This window comes from Arthrobacter sp. UNCCL28, from assembly GCF_900102805.1.
In the GTDB taxonomy this organism is placed as follows: Bacteria; Actinomycetota; Actinomycetes; order Actinomycetales; family Micrococcaceae; genus Arthrobacter; species Arthrobacter nicotinovorans_A.
The window spans coordinates 319,334-346,147 of the sequence record NZ_FMWE01000001.1 but is presented as its reverse complement, the minus strand read 5'-3'; the positions used below and the strand labels follow the sequence as shown (position 1 = coordinate 346,147).

Here is a 26,814-nt window from a genome sequence, read left to right as displayed (position 1 = left end):
AAAGGAGAACAATGACTGCCATTTCAACAACCCAGTCAGGTGCCCCCGTAACCTCCGACGCGCACTCGAAGTCCGTCGGCGCTGACGGTGCCATCATCCTCACCGACCACTACCTGGTGGAAAAGCTCGCACAGTTCAACCGCGAGCGGGTCCCGGAGCGTGTAGTGCACGCCAAGGGTGGCGGCGCATTCGGTACGTTCAAGACCACTTCGGACGTTTCGGCCTACACCAAGGCAGCCTTCCTGCAGCCGGGCGTTGAGACGGACATGCTGATCCGTTTCTCCTCCGTTGCAGGCGAGAACGGTTCTCCCGATACCTGGCGCGACCCCCGCGGTTTCGCCGTGAAGTTCTACACCTCCGAGGGCAACTACGACCTCGTTGGCAACAACACCCCCGTCTTCTTCATCCGCGACGGCATCAAGTTCCCGGACTTCATCCACTCCCAGAAGCGACTCCCGGGCAGCCACCTGCGTGACGCTGACATGCAGTGGGATTTCTGGACCCTCTCCCCCGAGTCTGCCCACCAGGTCACCTGGCTCATGGGCGACCGTGGCCTCCCGGCTTCCTGGCGTGAAATGCAGGGCTACGGCTCGCACACGTACCAGTGGATCAACGCCGCCGGCGAGCGTTTCTGGGTCAAGTACCACTTCAAGTCCAACCAGGGCGTCAAGACCATCACCGGCGACCAGGCTGAGCAGCTTGCCGGCTCGGACGCCGACTTCTACATCCGCGACCTCCAGGAGAACATTGCCGACGGCAACTTCCCCTCCTGGGAACTGCACGTCCAGGTCATGCCTTACGAGGACGCCAAGACGTACCGCTTCAACCCGTTCGACCTCACCAAGGTGTGGCCGCACTCTGACTACCCGCTGATCCACGTGGGCACCATGGAGCTGAACAAGAACCCGGAGAACTACTTCGCGCAGATCGAGCAGGCCACCTTCGCGCCGTCGAACTTCGTACCGGGCATTGCCGCTTCCCCGGACAAGATGCTGCAGGCCCGCATCTTCTCCTACGCCGATGCACACCGTTACCGCGTGGGCACCAACCACGCCCAGATCCCGGTGAACCAGCCCAAGAACCAGGTCAACAACTACAGCCAGGATGGCCAGGGCCGTTTCCTGTTCAACTCCCCCTCCACCCCGGTCTACGCACCGAACTCTGTAGGTGGCCCGGCTGCTGTTGAGCCCACTTCACCGGCCGGTGGCTGGGAGAACGACGGCGAGCTCACCCTCTCCGCCCACACCCTGCACGCTGAGGACGACGACTTCGGCCAGGCCGGTACCCTGTACCGCGAGGTCTACGATGACGCCGCCAAGGCCCGCCTCCTGGACACCATCACCGGTGCCGTTGGCGGCGTGAAGAACGCCGACATCAAGGAACGCGCCATCCAGTACTGGACCAACGTTGACTCCGAGCTCGGCGCCAAGCTCCGCGCCAACCTCGGTGCAGGCCAGACCGAGTCCGACGCCGAAGCAGCCAACAAGCTCTAAGCGTCTTTTGCTCCACTGCTTTGCCCGATCACCCCGCTGCGGATCCCCGCGGCGGGGTGATCTTTTTGTTTTTCCACATAGCTGCCTTGGACTATGGCTGGGCCGGTAGTGGCGTCCCTAGGATCCTTCTATGAGCACATTCGAAGGAATCCCTACTGCCGCATTCCGCTTTTACGCCGAGCTTGAAGAGAACAACAACCGTGAGTGGTGGCTGGAGCATAAAACAACGTACGACGCCGAAGTGAAAGGGCCGCTGACTGCCCTCCTTGCGGAGTTGGAGCCGCAGTTCGGCCCGGCTAAGATCTTTCGCCCCAACCGTGATGTGCGGTTCTCCCAGGACAAGTCACCGTACAAGACTGCCCAAGGGGCCTTCGCTGCAGGCCAGGAAGGCGTCGGCTATTACCTTCAAATCAGTGCCGACGGATTGTTGATCGGTGGCGGCTACCACTCCCACACCCCGGCCCAACTGGCGCGGTTCCGGGCCGCAGTGGATGCTCCTGACAGCGGACTGGAACTGCAGGAGATCATCGATGCGGTGGCAGCAGCCGGCTTCGCCATCGAGGGCGAGAAACTCAAGACAGTTCCGCGGGGTTTCGACAAGGACCATCCACGCGGGGAACTGCTCAAGCACAAGTCCCTGTCAGCGGGCGTTGAGGTGGGTGAACCTGGCTGGTTGGCCACTCCCGCAGCCAAGGACGAGATCGCTGCCCGATGGGAAGTGCTGAGGCCACTGGTTGATTGGGTGAGCGAGCATGCGGCGCCGTAACGCCAAAGCGCCCGGAAACCCATGGTTTCCGGGCGCTTTGTGAAGCTGCGCAATCGCAGCTGTCTGACAAGCTGCGGGGATTGGACTAGACCTTGGTGTAGCTGTCCTCGTCCTCGTCACCCTTGCGCTCGGGGCTTGCGGGAGCCCCGCTCACCGAGGCCTTGGCGGCGGCAAACTTCTCGTTGAGCCGCGAGTGACGCTGGCCGTAGGCGAAGTAGATGACCATACCGATGACCAGCCAGATCGCGAAGAAGATCCAGGTTTCCACGGCAAGGTTGGTCATGAGGTAGAAGCAGAGGACTGCCGATACCCACGGCAGGACCTTGCCGAACGGGACCCGGAAGGCGGGCTTGAGGTCCGGGCGTTTCTTGCGCAGCACGAGGATGCCCAGGCTGACCATCACGAATGCGGACAGTGTTCCAATGTTGATCATTTCCTCGAGCAGGTCCACCTTGGTGACGCCTGCCACGAGGGCCACGGCTGCACCACAGATGATCTGCAAGCGGGCCGGTGTGGAGCGCTTTTCGCTGGTCTTGGACAGTGAACGCGGCAGGAGACCGTCGCGGCTCATGGCCAGGACCACACGGGACAGGCCCATGAGCAGCACCATGATCACCGTAGTCAGGCCCACCAGGGAACCGAACGCGATGATCTTGGCAGCATCCGTGTTGCCCACGGCTTCGAAGGCTGTGGTCAGGGTGGGGTTCTTTACCTCGGCCAGCTGCGTGTAGGAAACCATGCCCGTCAACGCGAGGGAGACCAGGATGTACAGCAGCGTAACCACCGCAAGGCCACCGAAGATACCGCGCGGCAGGGTCTTCTGCGGGTTTTTGACCTCTTCTGCTGAGGTTGCCACCACGTCGAAGCCGATGAAGGCGAAGAACACCAAGGCTGCGCCGGCGAAGACGCCGAGGGTGCCGTACTGGGCCGGAGCAGCGCCGGTCAGGAAGCCGAAGAAGGACTGCTTCATGACGTCGGCAGCACCGGCGTCGGTAGGCTGCGAAGCCGGAACGAAGGGGGTGTAGTTGGAGAATTTCACATAACTGAAGCCAACAACGATCACGAACAGCACTACGGCGATCTTGATCAACGTAAAGACGTTGCCAACGCGTGCGGACAACTTTGTCCCCAGCACCAGCAAAACGGTGAAGATCGCAACAATGAGGAAGGCGCCCCAGTAGAGGTCAATCCCGGCTACCTGGATCGAGGGCGGCATATCCACGCCCATCAGCCCAAACACCGTACTGAGGTAGATGCCCCAGTACTTGGCGATCACCGCTGCTGCGGTAAAGAGCTCAAGGATGAGGTTCCAGCCAATGATCCACGCAAGGACTTCGCCCATGGTGGCGTACGTGAAAACGTAGGCGGAACCGGCCACGGGGATCGCGGTGGCGAACTCGGCGTAGCACATGATGGCCAAAGCGCAGGTGACAGCGGCGATGGCGAAAGAAATGGTGACGGCGGGGCCGGCAAAGTTTGCAGCGGCCTTGGCGCCAACCGAGAAGATCCCGGCGCCGACAGCAACGGCGACGCCCATGATCATGAGGTCCCAGGTGCTCAGGCTGCGCTTGAGCTTACGACCGGGTTCGTCGGCATCGGCGATCGACTGCTCGATCGACTTGGTCCTGAAAATGTTCATAAAAATGCCACATTCTGGATGGGAGTGGTATAGGACTCATCAAGAATAGTGTCCGACCAATGGACGACCATATTTATCCCAGATAGTGAGACGAACCCACGGAGCCCGTGACTGCTGGGGCTGATGTGACGGGGACGCGTTGCCCCCGTCACACCGGCTCAAAGGCTGGGAACGTCCCAGTCCATGAGGGTGGAACGGATCAGGAACCGTTTACCCTCGGGTGATTCAACGGAGAATCCGCTGCCACGGCCAGTGACAACATCCACGGTGAGATGTGTGTGGGACCAGTAGTTGAATTGCTCCTTGGACATCCAGAACTCGAGCGGCCGCGGCTCTTCTCCGGTTCCGATGTCGAAGCGGCCCAGGAGGACATCGGCATCGCCGGTCAGGAACTCCCCCGCCGGGTAGCACATGGGGGCCGAGCCGTCGCAACAGCCACCGGACTGGTGGAACATAAGCGGTCCGTGTTGTTCCCAGAGTTTGCCCAGCAATTCCACGGACACCGCGGTGAGCGCCACCCGGGAGAAAGTCTCCCCGGGCAGCGTCACCGCGGCTTCCAAGCTGATGTTGTGCATCAGAACTTCAGCACCACACGGCCGTCGATCTTGGCATGCTTCATCTCATCGAAGATCGCGTTGACCTCGGAGAGTTCCCTGGTTGAGACCGTTGGCTTGATCTTTCCCTGGGCATAGAAGTCCAGCGCTTCCTCGAGGTCCTGCCGGGTTCCCACGATTGAGCCACGGACAGTGAGTCCCTTGAGGACGATTTCGAAGATCGGCGCCGGGAAGTCTCCCGGCGGGAGACCGTTGAACACAATCGTTCCGCCGCGACGTGCCATCCCGATAGCTTGGCCGAAAGCCGAAGGGTGGACTGCGGTCACCAGGACACCGTGGCAACCGCCCGTTTCACGCTGGATGACCTCCGCCGGGTCCTCATGCAGGGCGTTGACCGTCAGTTCGGCGCCGTGCTCGCGGGCCAGTGCCAGCTTGTCATCGGCAATATCCACCGCAGCGACGCGGAAGCCCATTGCCACGGCATACTGCACCGCAATGTGCCCCAATCCGCCAATACCGGAGATGGTGACCCACTGGCCCGGCCTGGCTTCTGTCATCTTCAGGCCCTTGTAGACCGTGACGCCGGCACACAGGACCGGCGCCACCTCCACCGGATCCGAACCTTCCGGGATGCGCGCCGCGAAGCGGGTATCCACCAACATGTACTCGCCGAACGAGCCATCCACGCTGTAGCCGCCGTTTTGCTGCGACTCACACAGGGTTTCCCACCCTGTCCGGCAATACTGGCAGTCCCCGCAGGCAGACCAAAGCCAGGCATTGCCCACGATGTCGCCAACGGCAACGTCGGTGACACCCTCCCCCAGCGCCACCACTTCGCCCACTCCTTCATGGCCCGGGATGAACGGCGGCGTTGGCTTGACGGGCCAGTCCCCTTCGGCGGCATGGAGGTCTGTATGACATACCCCGGAGGTGATGAGGCGAACCAGCGCTTGGCCGGGACCCGGCGTCGGGCGTTCCACTTCCTTGACCGTCAGGTCGGTTCCGAATTCGGTAACTACTGCTGCTTGCATGGTGCTGGTCATTGACGATCTCCTTTGATCGGGACGAATGATGGGACTTTTTGTACAGCTGATGCCCCTAAAACCACTCCAGAAGGGCATCTGCTGCACAAAAACTCTTAGAAGAAGCCGAGCTTGTTCTCGTTGTAGCTGACCAGGAGGTTCTTGGTCTGCTGGTAGTGGTCCAGCATCATGGCGTGGTTCTCACGGCCAATACCTGAGGACTTGTAGCCACCGAAGGCGGCACCTGCCGGGTAGGCGTGGTAGTTGTTGACCCACACGCGGCCGGCCTGGATTTCACGGCCGGCACGGTAGGCGACGTTTCCGTTGCGCGACCACACTCCGGCACCAAGGCCGTAGAGGGTGTCATTGGCGATGCCGATGGCGTCGTTGTAGTCGCTGAACTTGGTGACGGACACTACCGGGCCGAAGATCTCCTCCTGGAAGATGCGCATCCGGTTGTGGCCTTCGAAAATGGTGGGCTGGACGTAGTAGCCGCCGGCGAGATCGCCGGACAACTCGGCCCGGGCACCGCCGGTGAGAAGCTTGGCGCCCTCCTGCTTTCCGATGTCGATGTAGGAAAGGATCTTCTCCAGCTGGTCATTGGATGCCTGGGCGCCAACCTGGGTATCCGTATCGAGGGGGTTGCCCTGGATGATGCTGTTGGTCCGGGCCACAACGTCGGTCATGAAGGAGTCGTAGATGCCTTCCTGGACCAGTGCGCGGGACGGGCAGGTGCAGACTTCGCCCTGGTTGAAGGCAAAGAGCGTGAAGCCCTCCTGGGCCTTGTCATAGAAAGCGTCATTCTGGTCCGCGACGTCGTCGAAGAAGATGTTGGGGCTCTTGCCGCCCAGTTCCAGAGTGACCGGAATGAGGTTATTGGACGCGTACTGGCTGATGAGGCGGCCGGTGGTGGTTTCACCCGTAAAAGCGATCTTGCGGATGCGGGAACTGGAAGCCAGCGGCTTGCCCGCCTCTACACCGAAGCCATTGACGACGTTCACTACACCAGCGGGAAGGAGATCACCGATGAGCTCCATGAGGACCAGGATTGACGTGGGCGTCTGCTCGGCCGGCTTAAGAACTACGGCGTTGCCTGCCGCGAGCGCCGGTGCCAGCTTCCAGACGGCCATGAGAATCGGGAAGTTCCACGGGATGATCTGGCCCACCACGCCCAGCGGCTCCTTGAAGTGGTAGGCGGTGGTGTCCTCATCCAACTGGGAGAGGTGGCCTTCCTGAGCCCGGACTGCGGAAGCGAAATAGCGGAAGTGGTCCGCTGCCAGCGGGATGTCGGCATTGAGGGTTTCGCGGACGGGCTTGCCGTTGTCCCAGGTTTCGGCCACGGCGAGGAGTTCCACGTTCTCGTCAATGCGGTCGGCAATCTTGTTCAGGATGGCCGCGCGCTCGGTGGCGGAGGTCTTGCCCCAGGAAGGCGCAACCTTGTGGGCGGCATCCAGCGCCAGCTCGATGTCCTCGGACGTGCCCCGGGCAACTTCGCAGAAAGCCTTGCCCGTCACCGGAGTGATGTTCTCAAAGTAGGCGCCCTTGACCGGGGCAACCCACTCGCCGCCAATCCAGTTCTCGTACCGGTCCTTGAAAGTGACCTTCGAACCCTCGGCACCCGGCTGTGCGTAAACAGTCATTGCTAGCTCCTTTGCTGCGAATCACGGTGGCTGTCGCCATTGATCCGAGCCTAAGAGCGGGGAGGTTGCAGCTACGTTGCAACCATGTGAGTCAGCTCACGCTTTCATTTCCCTGTCGATGCGTTCAAGATCAGCGACGACGGCGGCCCGCTTGGGCGAGCGCGGCGGCAGCAACTTCAACACGGCCAGGCGGAGGTCGACGTCGTACTTCGCTTCCGGCAGCTCCGCGTACTTGAGGAGCGAATCCACGCTGCCGTCACTGAGCAGCGCCTCGCGCAGCAAGTGCGAGACCCTCTCACGCAACTGCACGACGCCGGGCGCCTCCGAACGTGGCAAAAGCCCACCCTTGTAGATTTCCAAGGCAATGCGGTGCGCACCGCGCTGAAGGCAACTGAGGACCTGCCCGGAGTCGGGCAGCAGATCGACCGGCAAACGGTAAGGCCGCGACTCGGGGACCGCCCCGGGGCTGAGTTCCTGGATGACTTTCCGGAGGCGGACCATCTCAGCCCTCAGTGTGACCGCCGAGCCGTCGCCCGGATACAACTGGGCGCAGAGGTCATCCGCGCTAAGTCCGGCGGGATGATTGCTCAGGATGGCCAGGATCTCGCTGTGCCTGGCGGACAAGGACACTGTCCTGCCGTCGATGCTGAGCAGGGCCTGGTCTCGGCCCAACAACTGCAGGCTGTTCCGGTACAGCGTGTGGCTGGAAGCGGCAGCCGCGCTCCGGCGTCGGGGTTTGTCCTTGACTGCGGCCGCCAGCGTCAAACGTTCAATGCGCAACTGGGCCTGGGCTGCCGCAACGGTCGCCTCCACCAGGGAAAGGGTGTGCGCCGCCACCGCCGTTTCAGTGCCGGTGATGTCCACAACGCCCAGGACCGCCCCGGAATCGGGATCATGGAAGGGAACAGCAGTGCAGCTCCAAGGATGGACAGAGCGCTTGAAATGTTCCGCCCCCGAGATCTGGATGCTGCGGTCAAGGGCCAGCGCGGTCCCGGGAGCGCTGGTGCCTACGGACGCTTCAGACCAGTCAGCGCCCGCCACGAACATCATGCTTTCAGCGCGGCGCTGCATCACAGGATCGCCATCCACCCACAAGAGCCGTCCTACGTCGTCCCCCACTGCCACCAACAGGCCACTGTCATGGCTGGGCTGAACCAGGAGCTTCTTGATCACGGGCATGATGGTGGCCAAAGGGTGCTGCCGGCGGTACTCCTCCAGCTCATCGCGGTCCATGGCGAGCGGAGCTTCAGCGACGTCCGGGTTGGCCTGCAGGCTCGCGGACCTCTGCCAGGATTCACGGACCAGGCGCCGCAATCCGGCGATGTCTTCGGGCACTCCGAGACGCAAGGAATCCAAGCGCTCATGGCCTGAGAGGGCACGCTTCTGCAGCAACTCCGCGGCCTCGCTGCCTGGAACCGGCGGATGGACTGGATTCCTCATCGAACTCCCTGGTAGTCCGCTATGACAGTGCTCTGCACATGTGGTGGGCGGGACAGTATCGAGAAGTCTAGTTCGGGGAAGGGAGTTTTTGTACAGATGAAGCCCCTAAAGCAGCCGAATAAGGGCATCAGCTGTACAAAAACGCCTTGTCAGCCGCGGGAGATCCGGATCATTTCCTCGCGCGGAACAACCTTGATGCGCTCACGGACCACACCGTCTCCTTCTCCAGCGGATCCTTCGGCGGAAGTCCAGGCTGCGCCGAGGGCAGCCTCATGGGCATCGAGCCTGTTCCAGCCTTCCCAGGTGGTGTACTCGATCCCCCGTTCTTCCAGGAGATCAATGATGGCCTGCGGATCCGGGTTCTCCGCCGGGGGCAGGTTGAGCCGGTCTTCGAGGAGGAATCCGATGGTCTCCAATGCATCGCCCTTGGTATGGCCGATCAGCCCCACCGGTCCGCGCTTGATCCAGCCCGTGGCGTAGATTCCCGGCACGGGCTCGCCGTCGGCACCCAGGACGCGACCGCCGTCGTTCGGTATGACGCCGCGGCGGGCGTCGTACTCAAGCTCCTCCAACGGCGAACCGTGATAGCCGATGGCCCGGTACACCGACTGGACCGGATACTCGATGAACTCCCCCGTGCCCTTGACGTTGCCCGTTCCGTCCAGTTGCATGCGCTCGAACTTAATCCCCGAGACCTTGCCCGGAGTCTCCGGCGAATCCAGGATCTCCACTGGACTGTGCAGGAAGTGCAGGTGCAGGCGACGGGAGGAGGGCTGCTCGGACTCGGCGTGCTCCTCCACCAGCCAGTTCGTCATGGTGTTGACCATGGTCTTGATCTGGTTGTTCGTCCTGATGGCCTCGTCCGAGGCTTCGTCGAACTCGAAATCTTCCGGGTAAAGGACGATGTCCACGTCCTTGCAGTGGGACAGTTCGCGCAGTTCCAACGGCGTGAACTTCACCTGCGCCGGACCGCGGCGGCCGAAGACGTGAACGTCTGTCACCGGCGACTTCTTAAGTCCTGCGTAGACGTTGTCCGGGATCTCCGTGACCAGCAATTCCTCCGGGTGCTTGACCAGCATTCGGGCCACGTCCAAAGCGACGTTGCCGTTGCCGATCACCGCGATTTCCTTGGCATCGAGCGGCCAGTCGCGGGGAACATCCGGGTGTCCGTCATACCAGGAGACGAAGTCCGCGCCACCAAAGGATCCTTCAAGTTCAACACCGGGGATATTCAGGTCGGCGTCCTTGATGGCACCGGTAGAGAAGATCACGGCGTCATAGAAAGCCCGGAAGTCATGCAGGGTGAGGTCCCTGCCGTAGGTCACGTTGCCCAGGAAGCGGATATCGCCGCGGTCCAAAACCTTGTGCAGCGCATTGACGATCCCCTTGATCCGCGGGTGGTCCGGAGCCACACCGTAGCGGATCAGTCCGTACGGTGCGGGATAGGCCTCGAAGAGATCAATGCTGACCTCCACATGTCCGTCCTTAACCTCGTTGGATTTGGTCAGGATGTCCGCGGCGTACACGCCTGCTGGTCCTGCACCAACGATCGCCACGCGCAGCGGACGATTGGGGGTTGTTGCGGCTGAGTTGGACACCGTTAGCCCTTCCGAAGCAGTGAGCCACGCCCGTTGGTGGGGCGCGCAGATTCCAATTCTAGATGTCGACCCTACGCCCGGACGCTTATATGGCAGGAGTCACGGAAATTCACCAAGATTGCGGAATATTGCGGGCACACGTGGTGTTGGCGACAATGTGTCGACTCCGGATCAGATAACTGCCAGCTCTTCCTCTTCAAACCAGCCAACGACGACGACTGCCGGGGGCGGCGGCAAACCCGCCCGCGGTGCCGGCAAGCCCGTGCGGAGCGAGTCGACAGCGGGAATCCTCTTCGGAATCGGTGCCTACGGCCTGTGGGGGCTCCTCCCCCTCTACTTCTATGTCCTGATGCCGGCCAGCGCCGTGGAAATCGTTGCAAACCGGGTTGTCTGGTCCTTGATCTTCTGTGCACTACTCATCACGATTACCCGGGCTTGGCGGGTGTTCGGCGCAGCCGTGAAGGACCGTTCAGTTTTCGGGCCCTTGGCCTTGGCAGCCGGCCTTATTGCCATCAACTGGCTCACCTACACTTTCGGGGTCACCACCGGCCATGCCGTTGAGACTTCACTGGGCTACTTCATTAATCCCCTGGTTTCTGTCCTCCTGGGCGTTTTTGTCCTGAAGGAAAAGCTGCGCCCCTTGCAGTGGGCAGCGGTGGGCATCGGCTTCGTCGCCGTGGGGGTCCTGACGTTCTCTTACGGTCAGCTTCCTTGGATTGCCCTGATCCTGGCTTTCAGTTTCGGTTTGTACGGTTTCGTGAAGAAGCGTGTTGGCCCCAAGGTTGACGCCCTCACGAGCCTGAGCGTTGAGACCGTTGTACTGGCTCCGTTCGCCGCGATCACCATGGTGGTGCTGGGCGCCACTGGAGTTGCCACGCTGACCACCCAGGGTGCGGGGCACCTCTGGCTGCTGGTGGCTTCGGGCGTCATCACGGCCGTGCCTTTGCTCTTCTTTGGAGCTTCAGCCCGGCGTCTGCCGATGACCACCATAGGCCTGCTGCAGTATTTCGCGCCGGTTCTTCAGTTCGTGGTCGCCCTGACCGTGTTCAACGAGACCATGACCACTGCCCGCTGGATCGGCTTCTGCGTGGTGTGGTTGGCCTTGGTGCTGCTCACCATCGACATGCTGCGGACTACACGGAAGAACTCCGTGCTGAAGAAGAAGGCCCGGCTGGCTGCTGCCGGGTAGTAATGCAACGCGGGGTCACTTATGGCCCCTTCGACGGCGATTAAGGGGCCACAAGTGACCCCGCGTTGTTTTAGTCCAATACGTGTTGTGCAGTTCTGTTCATTTCTGTTGAGAGGGCAGGGAACCGGACATAAGGTTGCGGAAACTTTTCCCAACCACGTCCACCCATCCCGCCCTGGCCACCCGACGCCCCCGCCACCATTGCAGCTCGCCCGGTTCGCGCCGCTCGCGCTGGGAGCGCAGGGTGGGCGGGGAACCCGCGGCAACAGTTTTGAACGGAGCAGTTTTGAACTTCAATGGACCAGCAGTGAGTCGCAGGACCCTCTTCCGCACCGCCGCGGCCGCCGCCGTCGCGGGTGCGCTGCTTTCCCAGGCCGTGCCATCATTTGCCGCTTCCGGACTGCAGGAATTGATTGATCGACGGCGGATGGTGCTGACCGGGGGCCGCAGCGCCGCAGACATTCCCGAGCTCGCCGCGCAGTTGGAAGGAATGGGCCAGACCGCCGCGAAGTGGTGGGGGTCCATGGACAAATCAGCCAATCGGACCTCGCTGTGGACCGACATCCCCCTGACCGGCATTGGGCAGTCAGCCGACGCCACGGGCAACATGGGCCTGCATTTCAACCGCCTCTATGACATGGCACTTGGATACGCCGTTCCGGGGAACCCTTACGCGGGCAGCCCGGAGCTGGCCGCTGACATTGTTGCGGGCTTGCAGCTCCTGAGTGACACCGCCTACAAGCCATCGGTGAAGGCAGCCGGCAACTGGTGGTTCTGGGAGATCGGCGTTCCCCGGAAGACCGTGGACATCCTGACGCTCCTCTACGCTGAAGTTCCAGAAGCTCTCCGCACGTCATTGTTGGCTGCCGTCCGTTGGTTCGCGCCCAACCCGAATTGGCGCGGACGTGCCACATCCTTGGCAGAGACCGGCGCCAACCGCGTGGACAAGTCCTTAGCCTGCTGCATGCGGGGCATCCTGGATAACAAGGATAGTGAAATAGCGCTGGGCAGGGATGCCTTGAGCGACACCGTCCGTGGCGGGGTCAACAGCGTCTTCACGTACGTGACCAGCGGCGACGGCTTCTACGCTGACGGCTCCTACGTCCAACACTCCTACCTGCCCTACGCGGGAACCTACGGAGTGGTGGCCCTGGCCGGAATCGCTGAGATCATCGCCATGCTGGGCGGCAGTACCTGGGCAGTCAACGACCCCAAGCAGTCCGTGCTCCTCAACGCTGTGGAGGATACCTATGCCCCGTTCGTGTGGGACGGACGGATCATGGACACCATCCGAGGCCGTGCTGTCTCCAGGCAGCGCGAGCCCGACTACGTCAGCGGCTTTGGGCTCATCTCAGCAGTCCTGCTGCTGGCCCCGGGCTGCGAAGAACCCTACAAGTCGCGGTTCCTGGCCTTGGCCAAGGGCTGGCTGGAACGCTGCGCGGACCAGAAACTCGTGGGGCATCCAACCCAGAGCCTGGCAAAGTCCCTGTTGTCCCTGGGCGTCCTTTCCGACGCTGCCGTAACTGCGGCACCGGCGCCCGTCTACAGCCGTATGTTCGCTGACCAGGACAGGCTGGTCCATCACCGCCCCCAGTGGGGCTGCACTGTGAACCTTTCCTCCAAGCGCATAGGCCGCTACGAGTGGGGCAACAGCGAGAACAACCTTGGTTGGTACCAAGGCGACGGGATGACCTTCCTGTACACCAGGCAGGATCCGTCCCAGTTCAGCACAGACTTCTGGCCGACTGTGGATCCGTACTCACTTCCCGGAACCACCGTCAATGACCAGGCGAGGGTCAGCGGAGCCGGGGGTGCGGGCACCGGAATTCCCCGCGCTTTCCAAGCATTTGCCGGCGGGCTGACCGTGGATGGCCGCTGGGGCGTCGTCGGCATGGACCACCTCAACCACAACAAGACCCTGTCCGGCCGGAAATCGTGGTTCTTCCTGGACGACGCAGTGGTCTGCCTCGGTGCGGGTATTACCGGTACCGGGGGTTCGGCCGTGCAGACCACGGTGGAAAACAGGTCCTTCGCGGCCGGTGCCGTTCCTGCGCTGCGCACCGATTCCCGGAAAAGGACCATGGCGGCCGGAGACGCCGCCGTGGCTGTGAAGCGGTCCGTGCATGTGGAAGGCCATGGTGGCTACGTGTTCCTGGAAGCGCCAGGGGTTTCCGGCAGCACTGAAGTGGCCGTGATCCGTCGGACGGGCTCGTGGTTCGACATCAATTCAGGGGCGGACACCGGCGGCACCAAAGATCCCGTGACCCGGGACTACGTGACCATCACGAATCGTCATGGCAAAGATCCCGTGGGGTCCGGCTACGCCTACATGGTGCTTCCCGCTGCCAGCCACTCTGACACTTTCTCCCAGTCCGCGAATCCCGGGGTGAAAGTCCTGGCCAACTCCGCGGAGGTCCAAATGGTGGAGGTAGCCAAGGATCAACTGGTCATGGCCAACTTCTTCACAGCAGGTTCCGGTGGCGGGTACTCGGTTTCCGGGCCATGCACCGTGGCGGCACAGATGACCGGGGACAAGCTCGGGCTCTCCGTGGCCGATCCCTCCCGGACCCAGTCCTCTGTGCAGATCACCGTGGATGGGGCGTGGAGCAAGCTGGCGGATTCCGATGCCGGAGTGACTTTGGTCAGCACCACTCCGCTCGTCATCGAGGTCCAGTTGGACGGACACGGCCACCAGAAGAACCTGACGCTGGGCACCTAGGCGCGATCCGCCGTCGTGCGTCCTGCGGTTGGTTCGCCGAGTTCGCGGGAACACTGCGAGGACCGCCGGAAACTTCCAGCGAACTCGACGGTTTCCCGCGAACACGGCGGCGAGAGTTAAACAAAGGAGGGCCTGGTTCACGAATGAACCCGGCCCTCCTTGTGTGCGAAGCGGTGAAGCTTACGCGTGCGCCTTGATGGCTGCTGCGAGGACCTCGAGGCCGTCGATCAGCAGTTCGTCGCTGATGACCAGCGGCGGGAGCAGGCGGATGACGTTGCCGTAGGTGCCGCAGGTCAGGATGATGACGCCTTCCTTGAGGCAGGCGGCGGCAACGGCCTTGGTGAGCTCGGCGTTCGGCTCCTTGGAACCGGGCTGGACCAGCTCGATTGCCAGCATGGCGCCACGGCCGCGGATGTCGCCAACTACGGAAACTTCCCCGGCCAGTTCGCGGAGCTTGCCCAGGGCGAGCTCTTCGATGTGGCGGGCACGGCCGTTGAGGTCGTGCTGCTCCATGGTGTCGATCGCTGCAAGTGCTGCGGCGCAGGCAACCGGGTTGCCACCGTAGGTGCCGCCGAGGCCGCCGGGGTGAACGGCGTCGAGCAGGTCTGCACGGCCGGTAATGGCGGACAGCGGGAGGCCGCCGGCGATGCCCTTGGCCATGGTGATGATGTCCGGGACAACACCTTCGTGGTCAACGGCGAACCATTCGCCGGTGCGGCAGAAACCGGACTGGACCTCGTCTGCGATGAAGACGATGCCCTTTTCCTTGGCCCACTCGGACAATGCCGGGAGGAAGCCTTCGGCCGGGACGATGAAGCCACCTTCACCCTGGATGGGTTCGATGATGATGGCGGCAACCTGGTCGCCACCGATCTGCTTTTCGATCATGGTGATGGCGCGCTTGGCGGCCTCGGCACCGGTGATCTCCGGGTTTTCTTCACGGAACGGGTAGCTCATGGGCATGCGGTAGACCTCGGGCGCGAACGGGCCGAAGTTGGTCTTGTACGGCATGGCCTTGGCAGTCAGCGCCATGGTCAGGTTGGTGCGGCCGTGGTAGGCGTGGTCGAAAGCTACGACGGCGTCGCGGCCGGTGGCCAGGCGGGCAACCTTGACGGCGTTCTCCACGGCTTCAGCGCCGGAGTTGAAGAGCACGGTGCGCTTGGCGTGGTCGCCCGGGGTGAGGCGGTTGAGCTGCTCGGCAACTGCAACGTAGCCCTCGTACGGGGTGACCATGAAGCAGGTGTGCGTGAAGTGCGCGGCAGCTTCCTGGACGGCAGCGACGACGGCGGGGTCGGACGCGCCGACGCTGGTCACGGCGATGCCGGAGCCGAGGTCGATGAAGGAGTTGCCGTCGACGTCGCGGATGATGCCGCCGTCGGCGTCTTCAACGTAGACGGGGACGCCGGAGGCGACGCCGGCAGCAACGACGGCGGAGCGACGCTCGGCAAGTGCCTGCGACTTGGGGCCGGGGAAAGCGCCGTTGATGTTGCGCTTCTGCTCGATGCGGTACGAGAGTTCGTTCGCGGTGGTGGTCATGGGGTGGTTGCCTTTCTGGGAAATTCGTACGGGTGGGGCGGACGCGCTACGCAACTGAGCTATGCATCTGAGTTATGCATCGAGTGCAGACATCACGTGCTTGATGCGCGTGTAGTCCTCCACGCCGTACATGGAGAGGTCCTTGCCGTAGCCGGACTGCTTGAAGCCGCCGTGGGGCATCTCTGCCGTCAGGAGGATGTGGGTGTTGATCCAGACCGCACCGAAGTCCAGGTCACGGCTCATGCGCATTGCCGTTCCGTGGTCGGTGGTCCAGACGCTGGACGCCAGGGCGTATTCGACGTCATTGGCGAGCTCGAGCGCTTCTGCTTCGGTGCTGAACTTCTGGACGGTGATGACCGGGCCGAAGGTTTCCTTCTGCACGATGTCATCGGTCTGCTTGGCGCCGGAGATGATGGTGGGCTCGAAGAAGAAGCCCTTCTCCCCTGCGCGGTGGCCACCGGTTTCGATCTTGCAGTTGGCCGGAAGGTGCTCCACTACCGAGGTGACGGCGTTGAAGTGGTTCACGTTGTTGAGCGGGCCGAAGTAGTTCTCTTCGTCGTTCTGCGAACCGGTGTGCAGGGTCTTGGTGTGTTCCACCATGGCTGCCACGACGTCGTCGTGAACGGAGTCCTCCACCAACACGCGGGTGATGGCGGTGCAGTCCTGGCCGGCGTTGAAGAATGCGAACTCGGCGATGGCCGCGGCGCTCTTCTTGATGTCGGCGTCCTTGAAGACGATGGCCGGAGCCTTGCCGCCAAGTTCCAGGTGTGCACGCTTGAGTCCCTTGGCTGCGCCGCTTGCAACGGCGATGCCGGCGCGGACGGAACCGGTGATGGAAACCAGGCCGGGAACTTTGTGGTCCACCATCATGGCGCCGGTCTCACCGGTACCAAGGACCACGTTCAGGACACCGGCCGGGAAGATCTCGCCAGCCAGGCGGGCCAGCACCAAGGTGGATTCCGGGGTGGTGTCCGAGGGCTTCAGGACGATGGTGTTGCCCGCAGCCAGGGCGGGGCCGATCTTCCAGATGGCCATGAGGAACGGGTAGTTCCACGGGGCAACCTGGGCTACGACGCCGATCGGTTCGCGGCGGACGTAGGAGGTGTGGCCCTCGAAGTATTCGCCTGCGGACTTGCCTTCCATGATGCGTGCGGCACCGGCAAAGAAGCGGAGCTGGTCTGCGCCTGCGGCAACCTCTTCGGAGGCAATCAGGGAGCGAACCTGTCCGGTGTTGCGGTGCTGGGCGTCAACGAGCTCGTCGCTGTTGGCTTCCACGGCGTCGGCAAGCTTGAGCAGCATGAGCTGGCGCTGTCCGGGGGTGGCGTGCTTCCAGGTCTTGAAGGCCTCAGCTGCTGCGGTCATTGCAGCATCGACGTCGGCCTGCACCGAAATGGGCGACTTGGCAACGATTTCCCCATTGGTGGGGTTCACGATGTCCAGAAGACCCGTACCTGCCGGCGTAACGAATTCGCCGTTGATGAAGTTCTGCAAGGTTTGAACCACGGTGTGCAACCTCTTTCGGTGTCTGGGCATGGGTTTTAGCTGATCAGAGCCTATGCCAGGGAGGGGGTCCAAGGAATAGTCAGCTGCACACAGAGGAGGCCCCGGCTTAGTGCGCTTGACCAGCGCCGGGTTAGGCTTTTAAGCATGGCAATGTCCCTCGCTTCGCTCGTCGCTGTCCCCTCCCTGAAACTCCGCCAGGCCGGCCTGGCCGAAACCACCTGGAACCAGGACATCAGCTGGGTTGCCGTCACGGAATTGGAGGATCCCCAGCGTTTCCTCAGCGGTGGCGAACTGGTCCTCACCACCGGCCTGCGTCTCAAGAGCGCCGCGGACCAGAGGCGCTTTGTCCGTCAGGTCCAGAGGGCCGGCGCCGTGGGCATCGGCTTCGGCATCGGCCTTACCCATGAGGCTGTTCCGGAGGCACTGATTGCAGAAGCAAACCGCTGGGGCCTTCCGCTGGTGCAGGTGCCCTACGAGATCCCCTTCATTGCCATCGGAAAACTGGTAGCGGAGTCGCACTCGGCGGACCACTACTCCAACCTTGAGCGCCTCTTGGCCGGACATCAGATCCTGGCCCGCTCGCTGCTCACCGGCGGTGGCCTGAACGAACTCCTCAAGCAACTGGGCAGCATGCTCCGCACGGACGTTGTGCTCACCCAGTTCAGCGCGCAGTTGTACAACAGTGTTGCGGGAAAACCGGCGCCGACGGCGGATGGCTGGGCGTCCTACCCGATTCCCACCGGCCGCAGGGACGCCTGCACGCTCTGGTTGAGGCAGCCGTTTGTGGACTCGGGAATCGTCAGTTATGCGCAGAACCTCATCAGCGTGGAACTGAACAACATGGTCAAGCAGCGCCAGTCCCAGCGGGCCATGGCCGGCCAGGTGCTGGACGACGTCATCCACGGCACCCTGGAGACCATTGAGGCAGCCCGGCGTTTGGCCGGCGTTGGCATCAACAGCACTCGGAAGAACGTGGTGCTGGTTGCCGAGTCCACAGCCCACCACAAACAACTGGTCAGCATCTCACTGCCCCAGGCGCTGGAAGCGGGCGTCAGCGCCGTCGTCGGGAAGGACCTGGTCACGGTCATCAGCGACGACGGTACCTCGGCTACCGCTCTGGCCAAGAGCCTCAGCGATCATTTGCAGGAAGCCGGTATCCACGCCGTCATTGGGATCGGCGGCGCCTACACGAAGCCGAACGGTTTGCGCTGGAGCTACTTTGAAGCGCGCGACGCCGTGGCGCACGGCTTGCCGGTCAACGAGCCGGAGCGCCTGAGCCTGACCTCGCTGTTGCTCGCCAGTGAGGACGTTCCCCTGGCGGATATGGCCAGCGAATCCCTTACGCCTTTGCGGAAGTTCGACGCCGCCCACGGTGCCGAACTGGTGGCCACCCTGGAGAGCTACCTGAACCACAACGGCTCGGTGGCAGCCGTGGCTGAAGCCCTCACCTTGCACCGCAACACGGTCCGTTACCGTTTGGCCCAGATCACTGAACTGACGGGCTACGACCCCTCGCAGACGCAGGACCGCGTGCAGCTTTGGCTGGCTTTGGCTGTCCAGCGCCTCGGTTCCCGCAACCCCCGCTGAGCGTCCCTCAACTTCCCGCCGCTCAGCGTCCCCATAGGTTCCAACGGAAAGCTTCGAGTTCCAGCGGAGAGCTTCGCCACAAAACTGTGGACATTAGACGTCAAACGTCTAACCTTTAGATATGGCAGCGACGACTCCCCTTACCCCCAGCACCGGAAACATTCCTACCGTTGGCCCTGCCCAGGCCCTGTCTGCGCAGGCGGTCCCCAAAACGCGCGTGGTCGCCGTCGTCGGCATTATTGCCGTGGTCCTTATCGGTTTGAATCTTCGCGCAGGCATCACCAGCGCCGCAGCACTGTTCCACGAACTGCAGCAGGTCCTTGGCTACGGTGCTTTGGTGGCGTCCATCCTGCCGTCCATTCCGCTCCTGTGCTTTGCGGTTGCAGGTTTGGGAACGTCCTGGCTGACCCGCCGCGTAGGCGTAGAGAAAGCCATCGCCATCGCCTTGGCACTGCTGGCCGGTGGTTTGCTGGTGCGTGGCGTTCCGGTGACCGGCGCACTGCTTGGCGGCACAGTCCTGGCAATGTCCGGCCTGGCAGTGTGCAACGTGGCCATGCCGTCCTTCATCCGCGAACACTACTCCGAGCGCACCTCAATGATGACGGGCCTTTACACCTTCACCATGTCCGGCGGCGCCACCTTTGCCGCGGTCGTCAGTGTTCCCTTGGCGCAGGAACTCGGCTCGCCCTCCATGGGCTTGGCGGCTTGGGGCCTGCTGGGTGTCGCAGCCCTCCTCGGTTTCCTGCCCATAGTCCTGCACACCCACCGGAACGCCACCAGGATCGATCGGCCCCGGGTCTCCATGTGGCCGCTGCTGCGTACCCGCCTGGGCATCCTCATCACCGCGATCTTCACCTTCCAGGCTTTCCTGGCATATGCCGTGATGAGCTGGTTTGCCTACATTCTGACCTCGCAGGGTCTCAGCGCTTCCGAAAGTGGTCTCCAGTTCGGCGTGATGCAGCTGGTCTCCGTCGCTGCCGGCATGATCCTGCTCGCCTTCGGTTCCCGCCCCGGCATGCTCCGCCCCGCGCTGTATCTGGCCAGCAGCTCAACCTTGCTGGCCATCGCCGCCATGGTCTGGCTGCCGACGTCGTTGGCGGTTGTTCCCGCCGTCCTGTTCGGCTTCGGCTTGGGCATCTTCCCGCTGGTTCTGGTGATCATCAGCCGCAGTGGACGCTCGACGGCGGAAACCACCGCGCTCTCCACCATCGCTCAATCGCTGGGATACTTGATTGCGGCAATCGGCCCGTTTGGCATGGGCCTGCTCCACAGCGCAACCGGCGGCTGGGTGCTGCCCCTGAGCCTGTTGTCGGTCGTGGCCGTGGCGCTCATGGTTACCTGCCACTTGCTCACCAGCAAGCGCACTGCCACCAAGACCGGACCGAGGACAGCATGACCCTGACCCCTTCGCATCGCCCGGCCCTTGCCGAGGAGATCACCGCCAAGCTGCGGGACATGATCAAGTCCGGCGAGTGGCCGCTCCAGGAGCGGATCCCCGCGGAACCTGAGCTGATGTCCACCTTGGGTGTTTCCCGGGGTACCTTGCGCGAGGCAATCAAGGCACTGGCCCATTCGGGCATGCTGGAAGTACGTCGCGGCGATGGCACCTATGTCCGGGCAAACAGCGAGATGTCCGGCGCGGCGCAGCGCATGTACCTGGAGCACACGCAGGAACATATCGTTGAGGTCCGGCTTGGCCTGGACACCCAGGCGGCCCGCCTTGCCACCAAACACGCCACCGCCGAGGACCTGGCCGAAATGCGCCGCCTCCTTGCGCTCCGCCACGACGCCTGGCAGGCCGAGGACTACCCCACGTGGGCCAGCGCCGACTGGGAGTTCCACGAGCGGGTCGCCCTGGCATCGGGCAATCCCCTGCTGCATCAGCTGTACGTTTCGTTCGGCGGAGTGTTCCACAACGACCTCCTCCGCCAGCAGCGCAAGGACGGCTTCAACGGCATTCCACGCGAGGGCCATGACGAACTGGTTGACGCACTTGAAGCCCATGATCCGGAGGCCGCAATCCAGAGCGTGTACCGGAACCTGGACTACTGCTCGGATAAGGCGCCGCGGTAGCTTTTGCTGTTTACGGCACTGTTTCAACACCGGCACCGGCGGCGTCCCTGAACCTGGCATTGATCAGGACAACCTCCCGTCCGGCCCGGTCCAGGAGACTTGCGGCGACACTCGCCCGGTATCCCGTGGCGCAGTGCACCCAGGTCCTGTGATCCGGCAGTTCGGTGATCCTCCCGAGGAGCTCGTAGACGGGCACGTTCAGCGCACCCTTGATATGGGAAGTGGTGAACTCGTCCGGACGCCGGACGTCCAACACCAAGTCCCCCGGCTTCCGCTCGCTTGCAAAGAGGTTCCAGTCTCCGTGCCCATAGCTCGTCCGGGGATGGTCGGCGGCCAACAAAACGGCTTCAGGCCCGACGGCGGCATCCGGGCTGTCGATGCCGATCCTCGCCAAGTCACGGATCGCCTTTTCAACCTCACTGAGCGGGCCCAGCAATGTGAGGGGTTCGTTCCAGGGGATCACCCAACCCAGGTAGCTGGTGAAGTTGTCACCGCGGCCGTACTCGAAGCCCACGCTGCCTTGAAGGTGGCCGTCCGCAAATGCCACCCTGTGGCGGAGGTCCACCACCCACTCCCCTGCCCTCAACCGCCGGCTCAGTTCCTCAGGATCAACTGAATCCGGCACGTCCAGGTTCGCGGCCCCCACCCCTGCAGCGTTGAGCGGGCTCATGTGAGCGTAATAGGCAGGATAGGCGGTGATGTTCGCCAACAACTCTGAGACGAAGTGGTCCTCGCTGGAATCGGTCAGGGCGTGGTTGGACTCAGCCTGCTCAGCAATCGTCGAGAATTCCTGATGGCTCGCGGGCCCGATCGAACAGAACGATCCGAAGCCATGGGTCGGGTACAGCGCAGCCTCCGGACGGGAAGCATCCACCAGGCGCCGTACCGACGAATACTGGTTATGGGCCAGCTTGGCGGTGTCACGAGGGGAGACCAGGTCCGTCCGCCCTACTGAACCGTAGAGCAAGCTGCCGCCGGAAAACACAGCCTCCCGGCCGCCGTCGTGCGTGTCATCCCGCACCACATAAGAGAGGTGCGTGCGGGTGTGGCCCGGCGTCGCAACGACCGAAACCGCGAGCCTGCCGACGCGCAGGACCTGGCCGTCGGTGACGGGAACCCTCACAAACGAAACCTCATCCGCCGCGTTCACCAGATACGCGGCACCGTGCTTCTCCGCCAGGACCAAACCGCCGGTGACGTAGTCATTGTGCAGGTGCGTTTCGGCCACATGCGTGATCCGGACACCGGCGTCACGGGCAGCCTTTTCAACCCGGTCAATGTCCCGTTGAGGGTCAATAACCAAGGCAACGGAGCCGTCGTGCACCAGGTAACTTCGGTCCCCCAACTGGGGAGTTTCGATGACCACGACGTCCATGCTTCAGGATACAGCCGGGCGCAATGAAGGGGACTAAAAACAGAAACGGGGCCACTCCCAAGGAGTGACCCCGCCCGCAAAACGGAAAACTAGACCTGTGCGGCTACGCCATCGCGGGAGATGTTGACCATGTCCTCGCGCGGCACCACCTTGATGCGCTCACGCTTAACCTCAACACCGTGGGAGGTGCCGGCCTCGGTGGCTGCTGCGCCGAGGGCGAGCTCGTGGGCGTCCAGGGCCAGCCAGCCTTCCCAGCTGGTGAACTTCACGCCGCGGGAATCGAGAAGATCCACGACGGCGTCTGCCGCGGGAACCTCGGCGACCGGCAGGTTTTCGCGGTCCTCCAACAAGTACGTGACGGTTTCGAGGGCATCGCCCTTGGTGTGGCCGATGAGGCCAACCGGACCGCGCTTGATCCAGCCCGTTGCATAGAGACCCGGAACGTGCTGGCCGTCGGCGTCAAGGACGCGGCCGCCGTCGTTGGTGACGACGCCCTTCTTGTGGTCGAACTCGACGTCCGGCAGGGCCGAACCGAAGTAGCCGATGGAGCGGTACACAGCCTGGACCGGGTAGTCGATGAACTCGCCGGTGCCGCGGGCGTTGCCCGTGCCATCCAGCTCGGTGCGCTCGAACTTGATGCCGGCAACCTTGCCCGGGGTTTCCGGGGAGTCCACGATTTCCACCGGGCTGTGCAGGAAGTGCAGGTGCAGGCGGCGGGAAGCGGTGAGCTCGGAGAGGTCCTCGGGCTGCTCGGCGATCCAGTTGGTCAGCGTGCCAACCATGGTTTTGGTCTGGTTGTTTGTCTGGACCTGGCGATCAGACTCTTCGTCGAATTCGAAGTCCTCGGCGTAGAGGATGATGTCTACGTCCTTGGAGTGCGAGAGTTCACGCAGTTCCAGCGGGGTGAACTTCACCTGTGCCGGTCCGCGGCGGCCGAAGACGTGGACGTCGGTGACCGGGGAGTTCTTCAGGCCGGCGTAGACGTTGTCCGGGATTTCGGTGACCAGCAGGTCATCGGCGTGCTTGGACAAGACGCGGGCGACGTCCAGGGCGACGTTGCCGTTACCCAGGACGGCGATTTCCTTGGCGTCCAGCGGCCATTCACGGGCAACGTCCGGGTGTCCGTCGTACCAGGAGACGAAGTCTGCGCCGCCGAAGGAACCCTCGAGTTCGATGCCCGGGATGTTCAGGTCGGCGTCCTTGATGGCGCCCGTGGCGAAGATGACGGCGTCGTAGTGCTTGCGGAGGTCCTCGATGGAGATGTCCGTGCCGTAGTCCACGTTGCCGAAGAAACGGATGTCGCCACGGTCCAGGACCTTGTGCAGGGCGTTGACGATGCCCTTGATGCGGGGGTGGTCCGGAGCAACGCCGTAGCGGATCAGGCCGTAAGGTGCCGGGTAGCGGTCGAAGAGGTCGATGCTGACGGTGAGTTCGCCGCTCTTGACGGCCTCACTCTTGGTCAGGATGTCCGCTGCGTAAACGCCGGCCGGGCCGGAGCCGATGACGGCGACGCGAAGCGGACGGTCCGCAGAACCTACGGGGGTGCTAATTGACACGGCTGTGTTCCTTCTTCTTCTCAGTTACTGCGGACGCGGGGACGGTTGGGGGTAATAGTGCTGTAGTCAGCGGTCTTGAAGTGCTGCGGTGCAAAGGGGCTGACACGGACAACATCGCCGATCACGATGACCGCCGGGTTGGCCACGCCGACGGCTTCCGCCTGGTCCGCGATGGTCCCCAGAGTGCCGATGGTGACGCGCTGGTCCGGCAAATACCCGTTCTCTACGATACCTACTGGTGTGTCCAAAGGCAGACCCGAGCCTGCCAGTTCAGCCGCGGAATCACGCAATTGGGCCACTCCCATGAGCAACACCACAGTGTGATCCGGGCGTGCGGGGACCTTGGAGAGCTCTTCGTGGCCGGTCACCACGCTGAAGCCCTTGGCCAGGCCGCGATGGGTCACCGGGATTCCTGCGGCAGCGGGAACGGAAATTGCCGACGTCACGCCGGACACCACTTCAACCTCGACGCCGTTCTGCCGGCAGAATTCTGCTTCCTCACCGCCGCGTCCCAGGACGTAGGGGTCCCCGCCTTTGAGGCGGACCACCCGGTTGCCCTTGAGGGCTTCCTCTACAAGGATCCTGTTGATCTCAAGCTGGGGCACGGGGTGGTGCCCGGGGGTCTTGCCGACCTCGATCACCCGGACGTCGGGCGCCAGTTCCTTGAGCAGCTCCCGTGGGCCAAGACGGTCGGCAACCACGACGTCGGCCTGGCCCAGCAGGCGACGGCCGCGGACGGTGATGAGCCCCGAGTCGCCGGGCCCGCCGCCCACCAAAGAAACCGAACCGACGGAGCCGGGCGTTCCCGGCTTACGGTGCCGGCGCAGCGGAAGGTCCCCGGTTTCGAGGGCCGTGGCAACTGCGTTCCGAAGGGCCATGGCACGGCGTGGGTCTCCCCCGGCGTTGATGGCGATCTTGACGTCGTCCACCACGGCAACCGCGGGTGTCCACGCGGCCGATGCTTCATGGTCCGAGGCGTTGACGCACCAGATACGCTGCGCCTCGGCGTCGGCTGCGACCTGGGTGTCCACGGCGGGAGCGCCAGTAGCAGTCTGAACGAACCAGACGCCGTCGACGTCGGTTGTGCGGTACTCGCGCTGCTCCCAGGTAAGGAGGCCGGAAGCGGCGAGCCCGCGAAGTGTTTCGGTGGCAACGGGAGCGACCACGGTGACTTTCGCACCGGCGTCGAGCAGTCCTTTGGCGCGGCGCGACGCAACGGGGCCGCCGCCGACCACCAGCACGGGGCGGCCGAGCAGCCGCAGCGCGGTGGGGTAAATGTCCTGTATTGCCATGAAAAAACTGTAGGGCGGCCCCGTAACATGCTTCAAAGACTCGGAAACACCCGGTAACGCTGGGTAATCCAACGTCACATAATTCCATGCTTAGCCGGAAGAAACCCTGTCTTTAAGCGTCAGGTAATAGCTCCGCTGCTCCTTGCCCAAGTGCTCGATCGCGTAACGAAGAGCCGTGCGGGGCATGGTTGCCGCGTGCTCGTCCAGGAAGGCCAGCAAGCGTTCGCGGCTGCTGCGTCCGGCATCGCGGACCCACCCGCCCACGGCTTTGTGGATGAGGTCTTCTTTGTCTCCGAGCAGGAGGGCGGCGATCGCGAAGGTGTCATCCAACTGGCCTTCACGGATGAACGCCGAGGTGGCAACAATGGCCGTCCTGCGCTCCCACATGTTCTGCGACCGGGCCAGGCTGTAGAGCGGGTCGCGCGGCTTATTCAGCAGCCATCCGCCCACCACGTTCCCAGCGCCGAGGTCCACCAAGTCCCAATTGTTGATGCGATCGTGCCTCCGCAGGTACAACCCGTAAAGCTCCCGACGCCGTTCTTCCGGGGTCTTCTTTTTCTGCGCCTGGAGAGCCATGATCTTCACGGCACCGGCCCTGGCCTCGTGAATGTCTTGCTCCAGGAGCATCTCGATATCTTCCAGGGACATGGCCGCGAATTCCTTGGCCAGTGTGAAAACCTCGCCCATGCGGACGCCCAGGAAGAAGTCGCCCTCGGCATAGTCGCCCTTGCCGGTCTTGAAATAGCGCTGGTACTTGGCTTGCTCGACATCCGACTGGCGGATTTTCAGGCGCTCCAAGAACGCGACGGCGGTGGGCTCGGTTCCCGGCGCCGGCGCGGCAGGCTTCCGGTCTTTGGGGGCCTTCCCGCCCTTGGGCCCTCTTCCGTCCTTGGGGGTCATGCCTCCATCATGCGCCTAAAACACCGACCAGCCAGTACGGGTGGTGAATTCGTCCAGCGCTGCGACCCCGGCCACGGAATTCCCGGATCGTCCCAGCCCAGGGCTCCACACGCTGATGGAGCACTTGTTCGGGACCACGGCCACGATCCCGCCGCCCACGCCGCTCTTGCCCGGAAGTCCCACCCGGTATGCGAATTCGCCAGCGGCGTCATACGTCCCGCACGTGAGCATGACCGCGTTGATTCTCTTGGTCTGTGCCGGAGAGAGCAACAGAGTCCCGTCTGCGCCCAAGCCGTTGGAGGCAAGGAACCGGGTTGCGAGTGCAAGGTCTTCACAGGTCATGGCGAGCGCGCATTGCTTTGCATAGGAATCCAGGACGTCCTCCACCGGGTTTTCCAGGTTGCCGCAGCTTGCCAGGAAGTGAGCCAAGGAAGCGTTGCGGTGGCTGTTGGCCAGTTCGGAGCCGGCCACCTGCTGATCGGTGTCGATGCTGTCCTTGGTGGTTTCCTGACGCATCAGATCCCGCACGGCGTACGCTGCGTTTCCGGTCAGGCTCAGGAGGCGGTCCGTCACCACGATTGCACCGGCGTTGATGAAGGGGTTCCGGGGAATGCCGTCTTCACTCTCCAACTGGACCAGCGAGTTGAAGGGGTTGCCGGAAGGCTCCCGGAACACCCGCTTCCAAATACTGTCTCCGTCGAATGCCAGTACCAAGGCGAGCGCAAAGACCTTGGAGATGCTTTGGATGGAAAAGTCCACGTGGGCGTCTCCAGCTGAATACACCTCGCCCTCACGGGTGGCGACGGATATGCCGAATTGTTGGGCGTCCACGGCTCCCAGTTGGGGGATGTAGTCAGCGACGTTGCCTTGGCCGACATGCGGCTGCACGGCCCCGACGATGTCGTCGAGGAGATTCTGGATATCCATGGTTC

20 protein-coding genes are annotated in these 26,814 nt (G+C 63.0%); 7 read left to right on the top strand and 13 right to left on the bottom strand.

Annotated features, from left to right (window positions below; genetic code table 11):
- Window positions 1-11: 11 nt before the first annotated feature.
- Together BLQ01_RS01500 and BLQ01_RS01495 are read left to right on the top strand one after the other, a co-directional pair.
- Window positions 12-1,493, top strand: a complete 1,482-nt coding sequence (locus BLQ01_RS01500; protein WP_026539710.1) for a catalase — start codon at window positions 12-14, stop codon at window positions 1,491-1,493.
- 130 nt (window positions 1,494-1,623) lie between these two features.
- Window positions 1,624-2,259, top strand: a complete 636-nt coding sequence (locus tag BLQ01_RS01495; protein WP_026539709.1) for a DUF2461 domain-containing protein — start codon at window positions 1,624-1,626, stop codon at window positions 2,257-2,259.
- 85 nt (window positions 2,260-2,344) lie between these two features.
- Here the strand turns inward: BLQ01_RS01495 and BLQ01_RS01490 are convergent, their stop codons facing one another.
- The 6 genes from BLQ01_RS01490 to BLQ01_RS01465 form a co-directional block, all read right to left on the bottom strand.
- A complete protein-coding gene (locus BLQ01_RS01490; RefSeq protein ID WP_026546360.1) occupies window positions 2,345-3,898 on the bottom strand; it encodes an amino acid permease in 1,554 nt (517 codons plus the stop codon).
- A 158-nt stretch (window positions 3,899-4,056) separates the two neighbouring features.
- Complete coding sequence (locus BLQ01_RS01485; protein WP_026539707.1) at window positions 4,057-4,473, bottom strand: DUF779 domain-containing protein; 417 nt, start codon at window positions 4,471-4,473, stop codon at window positions 4,057-4,059.
- On the bottom strand, window positions 4,473-5,495 hold the full coding sequence (gene adhP / locus BLQ01_RS01480; protein WP_026546362.1) for an alcohol dehydrogenase AdhP: 1,023 nt from the start codon (window positions 5,493-5,495) through the stop codon (window positions 4,473-4,475). Before adhP ends, BLQ01_RS01485 begins: the two co-directional genes overlap by 1 nt.
- A gap of 95 nt (window positions 5,496-5,590) precedes the next feature.
- A complete protein-coding gene (locus BLQ01_RS01475; RefSeq protein WP_091549829.1) occupies window positions 5,591-7,114 on the bottom strand; it encodes an acetaldehyde dehydrogenase ExaC in 1,524 nt (507 codons plus the stop codon).
- Between the two features lie 96 nt (window positions 7,115-7,210).
- A complete protein-coding gene (locus tag BLQ01_RS01470) occupies window positions 7,211-8,554 on the bottom strand; it encodes a GAF domain-containing protein (protein WP_026546364.1) in 1,344 nt (447 codons plus the stop codon).
- 149 nt (window positions 8,555-8,703) lie between these two features.
- Window positions 8,704-10,152: an FAD-dependent oxidoreductase gene (locus BLQ01_RS01465; protein ID WP_026546365.1), complete on the bottom strand. Its 1,449-nt coding sequence runs from the start codon at window positions 10,150-10,152 to the stop codon at window positions 8,704-8,706.
- A gap of 118 nt (window positions 10,153-10,270) precedes the next feature.
- Between BLQ01_RS01465 and rarD the strand changes: the two genes are divergently transcribed.
- Both rarD and BLQ01_RS01455 read left to right on the top strand, forming a co-directional pair.
- Window positions 10,271-11,341, top strand: a complete 1,071-nt coding sequence (gene rarD, locus BLQ01_RS01460; protein WP_091549827.1) for an EamA family transporter RarD — start codon at window positions 10,271-10,273, stop codon at window positions 11,339-11,341.
- A 307-nt stretch (window positions 11,342-11,648) separates the two neighbouring features.
- Window positions 11,649-14,060, top strand: a complete 2,412-nt coding sequence (locus tag BLQ01_RS01455; protein ID WP_254779133.1) for a polysaccharide lyase 8 family protein — start codon at window positions 11,649-11,651, stop codon at window positions 14,058-14,060.
- A gap of 180 nt (window positions 14,061-14,240) precedes the next feature.
- On the opposite strand, the gene gabT is transcribed toward BLQ01_RS01455, so the two are convergent.
- The gene (gene gabT, locus BLQ01_RS01450; protein ID WP_026539700.1) at window positions 14,241-15,596 is read right to left on the bottom strand and encodes a 4-aminobutyrate--2-oxoglutarate transaminase; all 1,356 of its coding nucleotides are present in this window, start codon (window positions 15,594-15,596) and stop codon (window positions 14,241-14,243) included.
- A 72-nt stretch (window positions 15,597-15,668) separates the two neighbouring features.
- Window positions 15,669-17,099, bottom strand: a complete 1,431-nt coding sequence (locus BLQ01_RS01445; RefSeq protein ID WP_026539699.1) for an aminobutyraldehyde dehydrogenase — start codon at window positions 17,097-17,099, stop codon at window positions 15,669-15,671.
- 144 nt (window positions 17,100-17,243) lie between these two features.
- On the opposite strand from BLQ01_RS01445, the gene BLQ01_RS01440 reads away from it, so the two are divergent.
- The 3 genes from BLQ01_RS01440 (at window position 17,244) to BLQ01_RS01430 (ending at window position 20,759) form a co-directional block, all read left to right on the top strand.
- Window positions 17,244-18,686: a PucR family transcriptional regulator gene (locus BLQ01_RS01440; RefSeq protein ID WP_026539698.1), complete on the top strand. Its 1,443-nt coding sequence runs from the start codon at window positions 17,244-17,246 to the stop codon at window positions 18,684-18,686.
- Window positions 18,687-18,807: 121 nt separating this feature from the next.
- Window positions 18,808-20,082 (top strand): MFS transporter, encoded by a 1,275-nt coding sequence (locus BLQ01_RS01435; protein ID WP_026539697.1) that lies wholly within the window; start codon window positions 18,808-18,810, stop codon window positions 20,080-20,082.
- Window positions 20,079-20,759 carry a FadR/GntR family transcriptional regulator gene (locus BLQ01_RS01430; RefSeq protein WP_026539696.1) on the top strand — a complete coding sequence of 227 codons (681 nt, stop codon included), beginning with the start codon at window positions 20,079-20,081 and terminating at the stop codon, window positions 20,757-20,759. Before BLQ01_RS01435 ends, BLQ01_RS01430 begins: the two co-directional genes overlap by 4 nt.
- Before the next feature lie 10 nt (window positions 20,760-20,769).
- Here BLQ01_RS01430 and BLQ01_RS01425 read toward each other — a convergent pair whose 3' ends face one another.
- From BLQ01_RS01425 to BLQ01_RS01405, 5 genes are all read right to left on the bottom strand, one after another.
- Window positions 20,770-22,134, bottom strand: coding sequence for an MBL fold metallo-hydrolase (locus BLQ01_RS01425; protein WP_091549826.1), 1,365 nt, complete (start codon window positions 22,132-22,134; stop codon window positions 20,770-20,772).
- A gap of 89 nt (window positions 22,135-22,223) precedes the next feature.
- Window positions 22,224-23,690 (bottom strand): FAD-dependent oxidoreductase, encoded by a 1,467-nt coding sequence (locus BLQ01_RS01420; protein ID WP_026539694.1) that lies wholly within the window; start codon window positions 23,688-23,690, stop codon window positions 22,224-22,226.
- Between the two features lie 20 nt (window positions 23,691-23,710).
- Window positions 23,711-24,982, bottom strand: coding sequence for a uroporphyrinogen-III C-methyltransferase (gene cobA, locus BLQ01_RS01415; protein WP_091549825.1), 1,272 nt, complete (start codon window positions 24,980-24,982; stop codon window positions 23,711-23,713).
- Window positions 24,983-25,072: 90 nt separating this feature from the next.
- Complete coding sequence (locus BLQ01_RS01410; protein ID WP_091549824.1) at window positions 25,073-25,882, bottom strand: DNA alkylation repair protein; 810 nt, start codon at window positions 25,880-25,882, stop codon at window positions 25,073-25,075.
- Window positions 25,883-25,897: 15 nt separating this feature from the next.
- Entirely contained in the window at window positions 25,898-26,809 is a 912-nt protein-coding gene (locus tag BLQ01_RS01405; protein ID WP_026539691.1) for a glutaminase, read from the bottom strand.
- Between the last annotated feature and the right edge of the window lie 5 nt (window positions 26,810-26,814).

Bases quoted from the DNA above. Each gene is read 5' to 3' on its own strand.
- BLQ01_RS01500 (WP_026539710.1), top strand. From the start codon at position 12: ATGACTGCCATTTCAACAACCCAGTCAGGTGCCCCCGTAACCTCCGAC.
- BLQ01_RS01495 (WP_026539709.1), top strand. From the start codon at position 1,624: ATGAGCACATTCGAAGGAATCCCTACTGCCGCATTCCGCTTTTACGCC.
- BLQ01_RS01490 (WP_026546360.1), bottom strand. From the start codon at position 3,898: ATGAACATTTTCAGGACCAAGTCGATCGAGCAGTCGATCGCCGATGCC.
- BLQ01_RS01485 (WP_026539707.1), bottom strand. From the start codon at position 4,473: ATGCACAACATCAGCTTGGAAGCCGCGGTGACGCTGCCCGGGGAGACT.
- adhP (WP_026546362.1), bottom strand. From the start codon at position 5,495: ATGACCAGCACCATGCAAGCAGCAGTAGTTACCGAATTCGGAACCGAC.
- BLQ01_RS01475 (WP_091549829.1), bottom strand. From the start codon at position 7,114: ATGACTGTTTACGCACAGCCGGGTGCCGAGGGTTCGAAGGTCACTTTC.
- BLQ01_RS01470 (WP_026546364.1), bottom strand. From the start codon at position 8,554: ATGAGGAATCCAGTCCATCCGCCGGTTCCAGGCAGCGAGGCCGCGGAG.
- gabT (WP_026539700.1), bottom strand. From the start codon at position 15,596: ATGACCACCACCGCGAACGAACTCTCGTACCGCATCGAGCAGAAGCGC.
- BLQ01_RS01440 (WP_026539698.1), top strand. From the start codon at position 17,244: ATGGCAATGTCCCTCGCTTCGCTCGTCGCTGTCCCCTCCCTGAAACTC.
- BLQ01_RS01435 (WP_026539697.1), top strand. From the start codon at position 18,808: ATGGCAGCGACGACTCCCCTTACCCCCAGCACCGGAAACATTCCTACC.
- BLQ01_RS01430 (WP_026539696.1), top strand. From the start codon at position 20,079: ATGACCCTGACCCCTTCGCATCGCCCGGCCCTTGCCGAGGAGATCACC.
- BLQ01_RS01425 (WP_091549826.1), bottom strand. From the start codon at position 22,134: ATGGACGTCGTGGTCATCGAAACTCCCCAGTTGGGGGACCGAAGTTAC.
- cobA (WP_091549825.1), bottom strand. From the start codon at position 24,982: ATGGCAATACAGGACATTTACCCCACCGCGCTGCGGCTGCTCGGCCGC.
- BLQ01_RS01410 (WP_091549824.1), bottom strand. From the start codon at position 25,882: ATGACCCCCAAGGACGGAAGAGGGCCCAAGGGCGGGAAGGCCCCCAAA.
- BLQ01_RS01405 (WP_026539691.1), bottom strand. From the start codon at position 26,809: ATGGATATCCAGAATCTCCTCGACGACATCGTCGGGGCCGTGCAGCCG.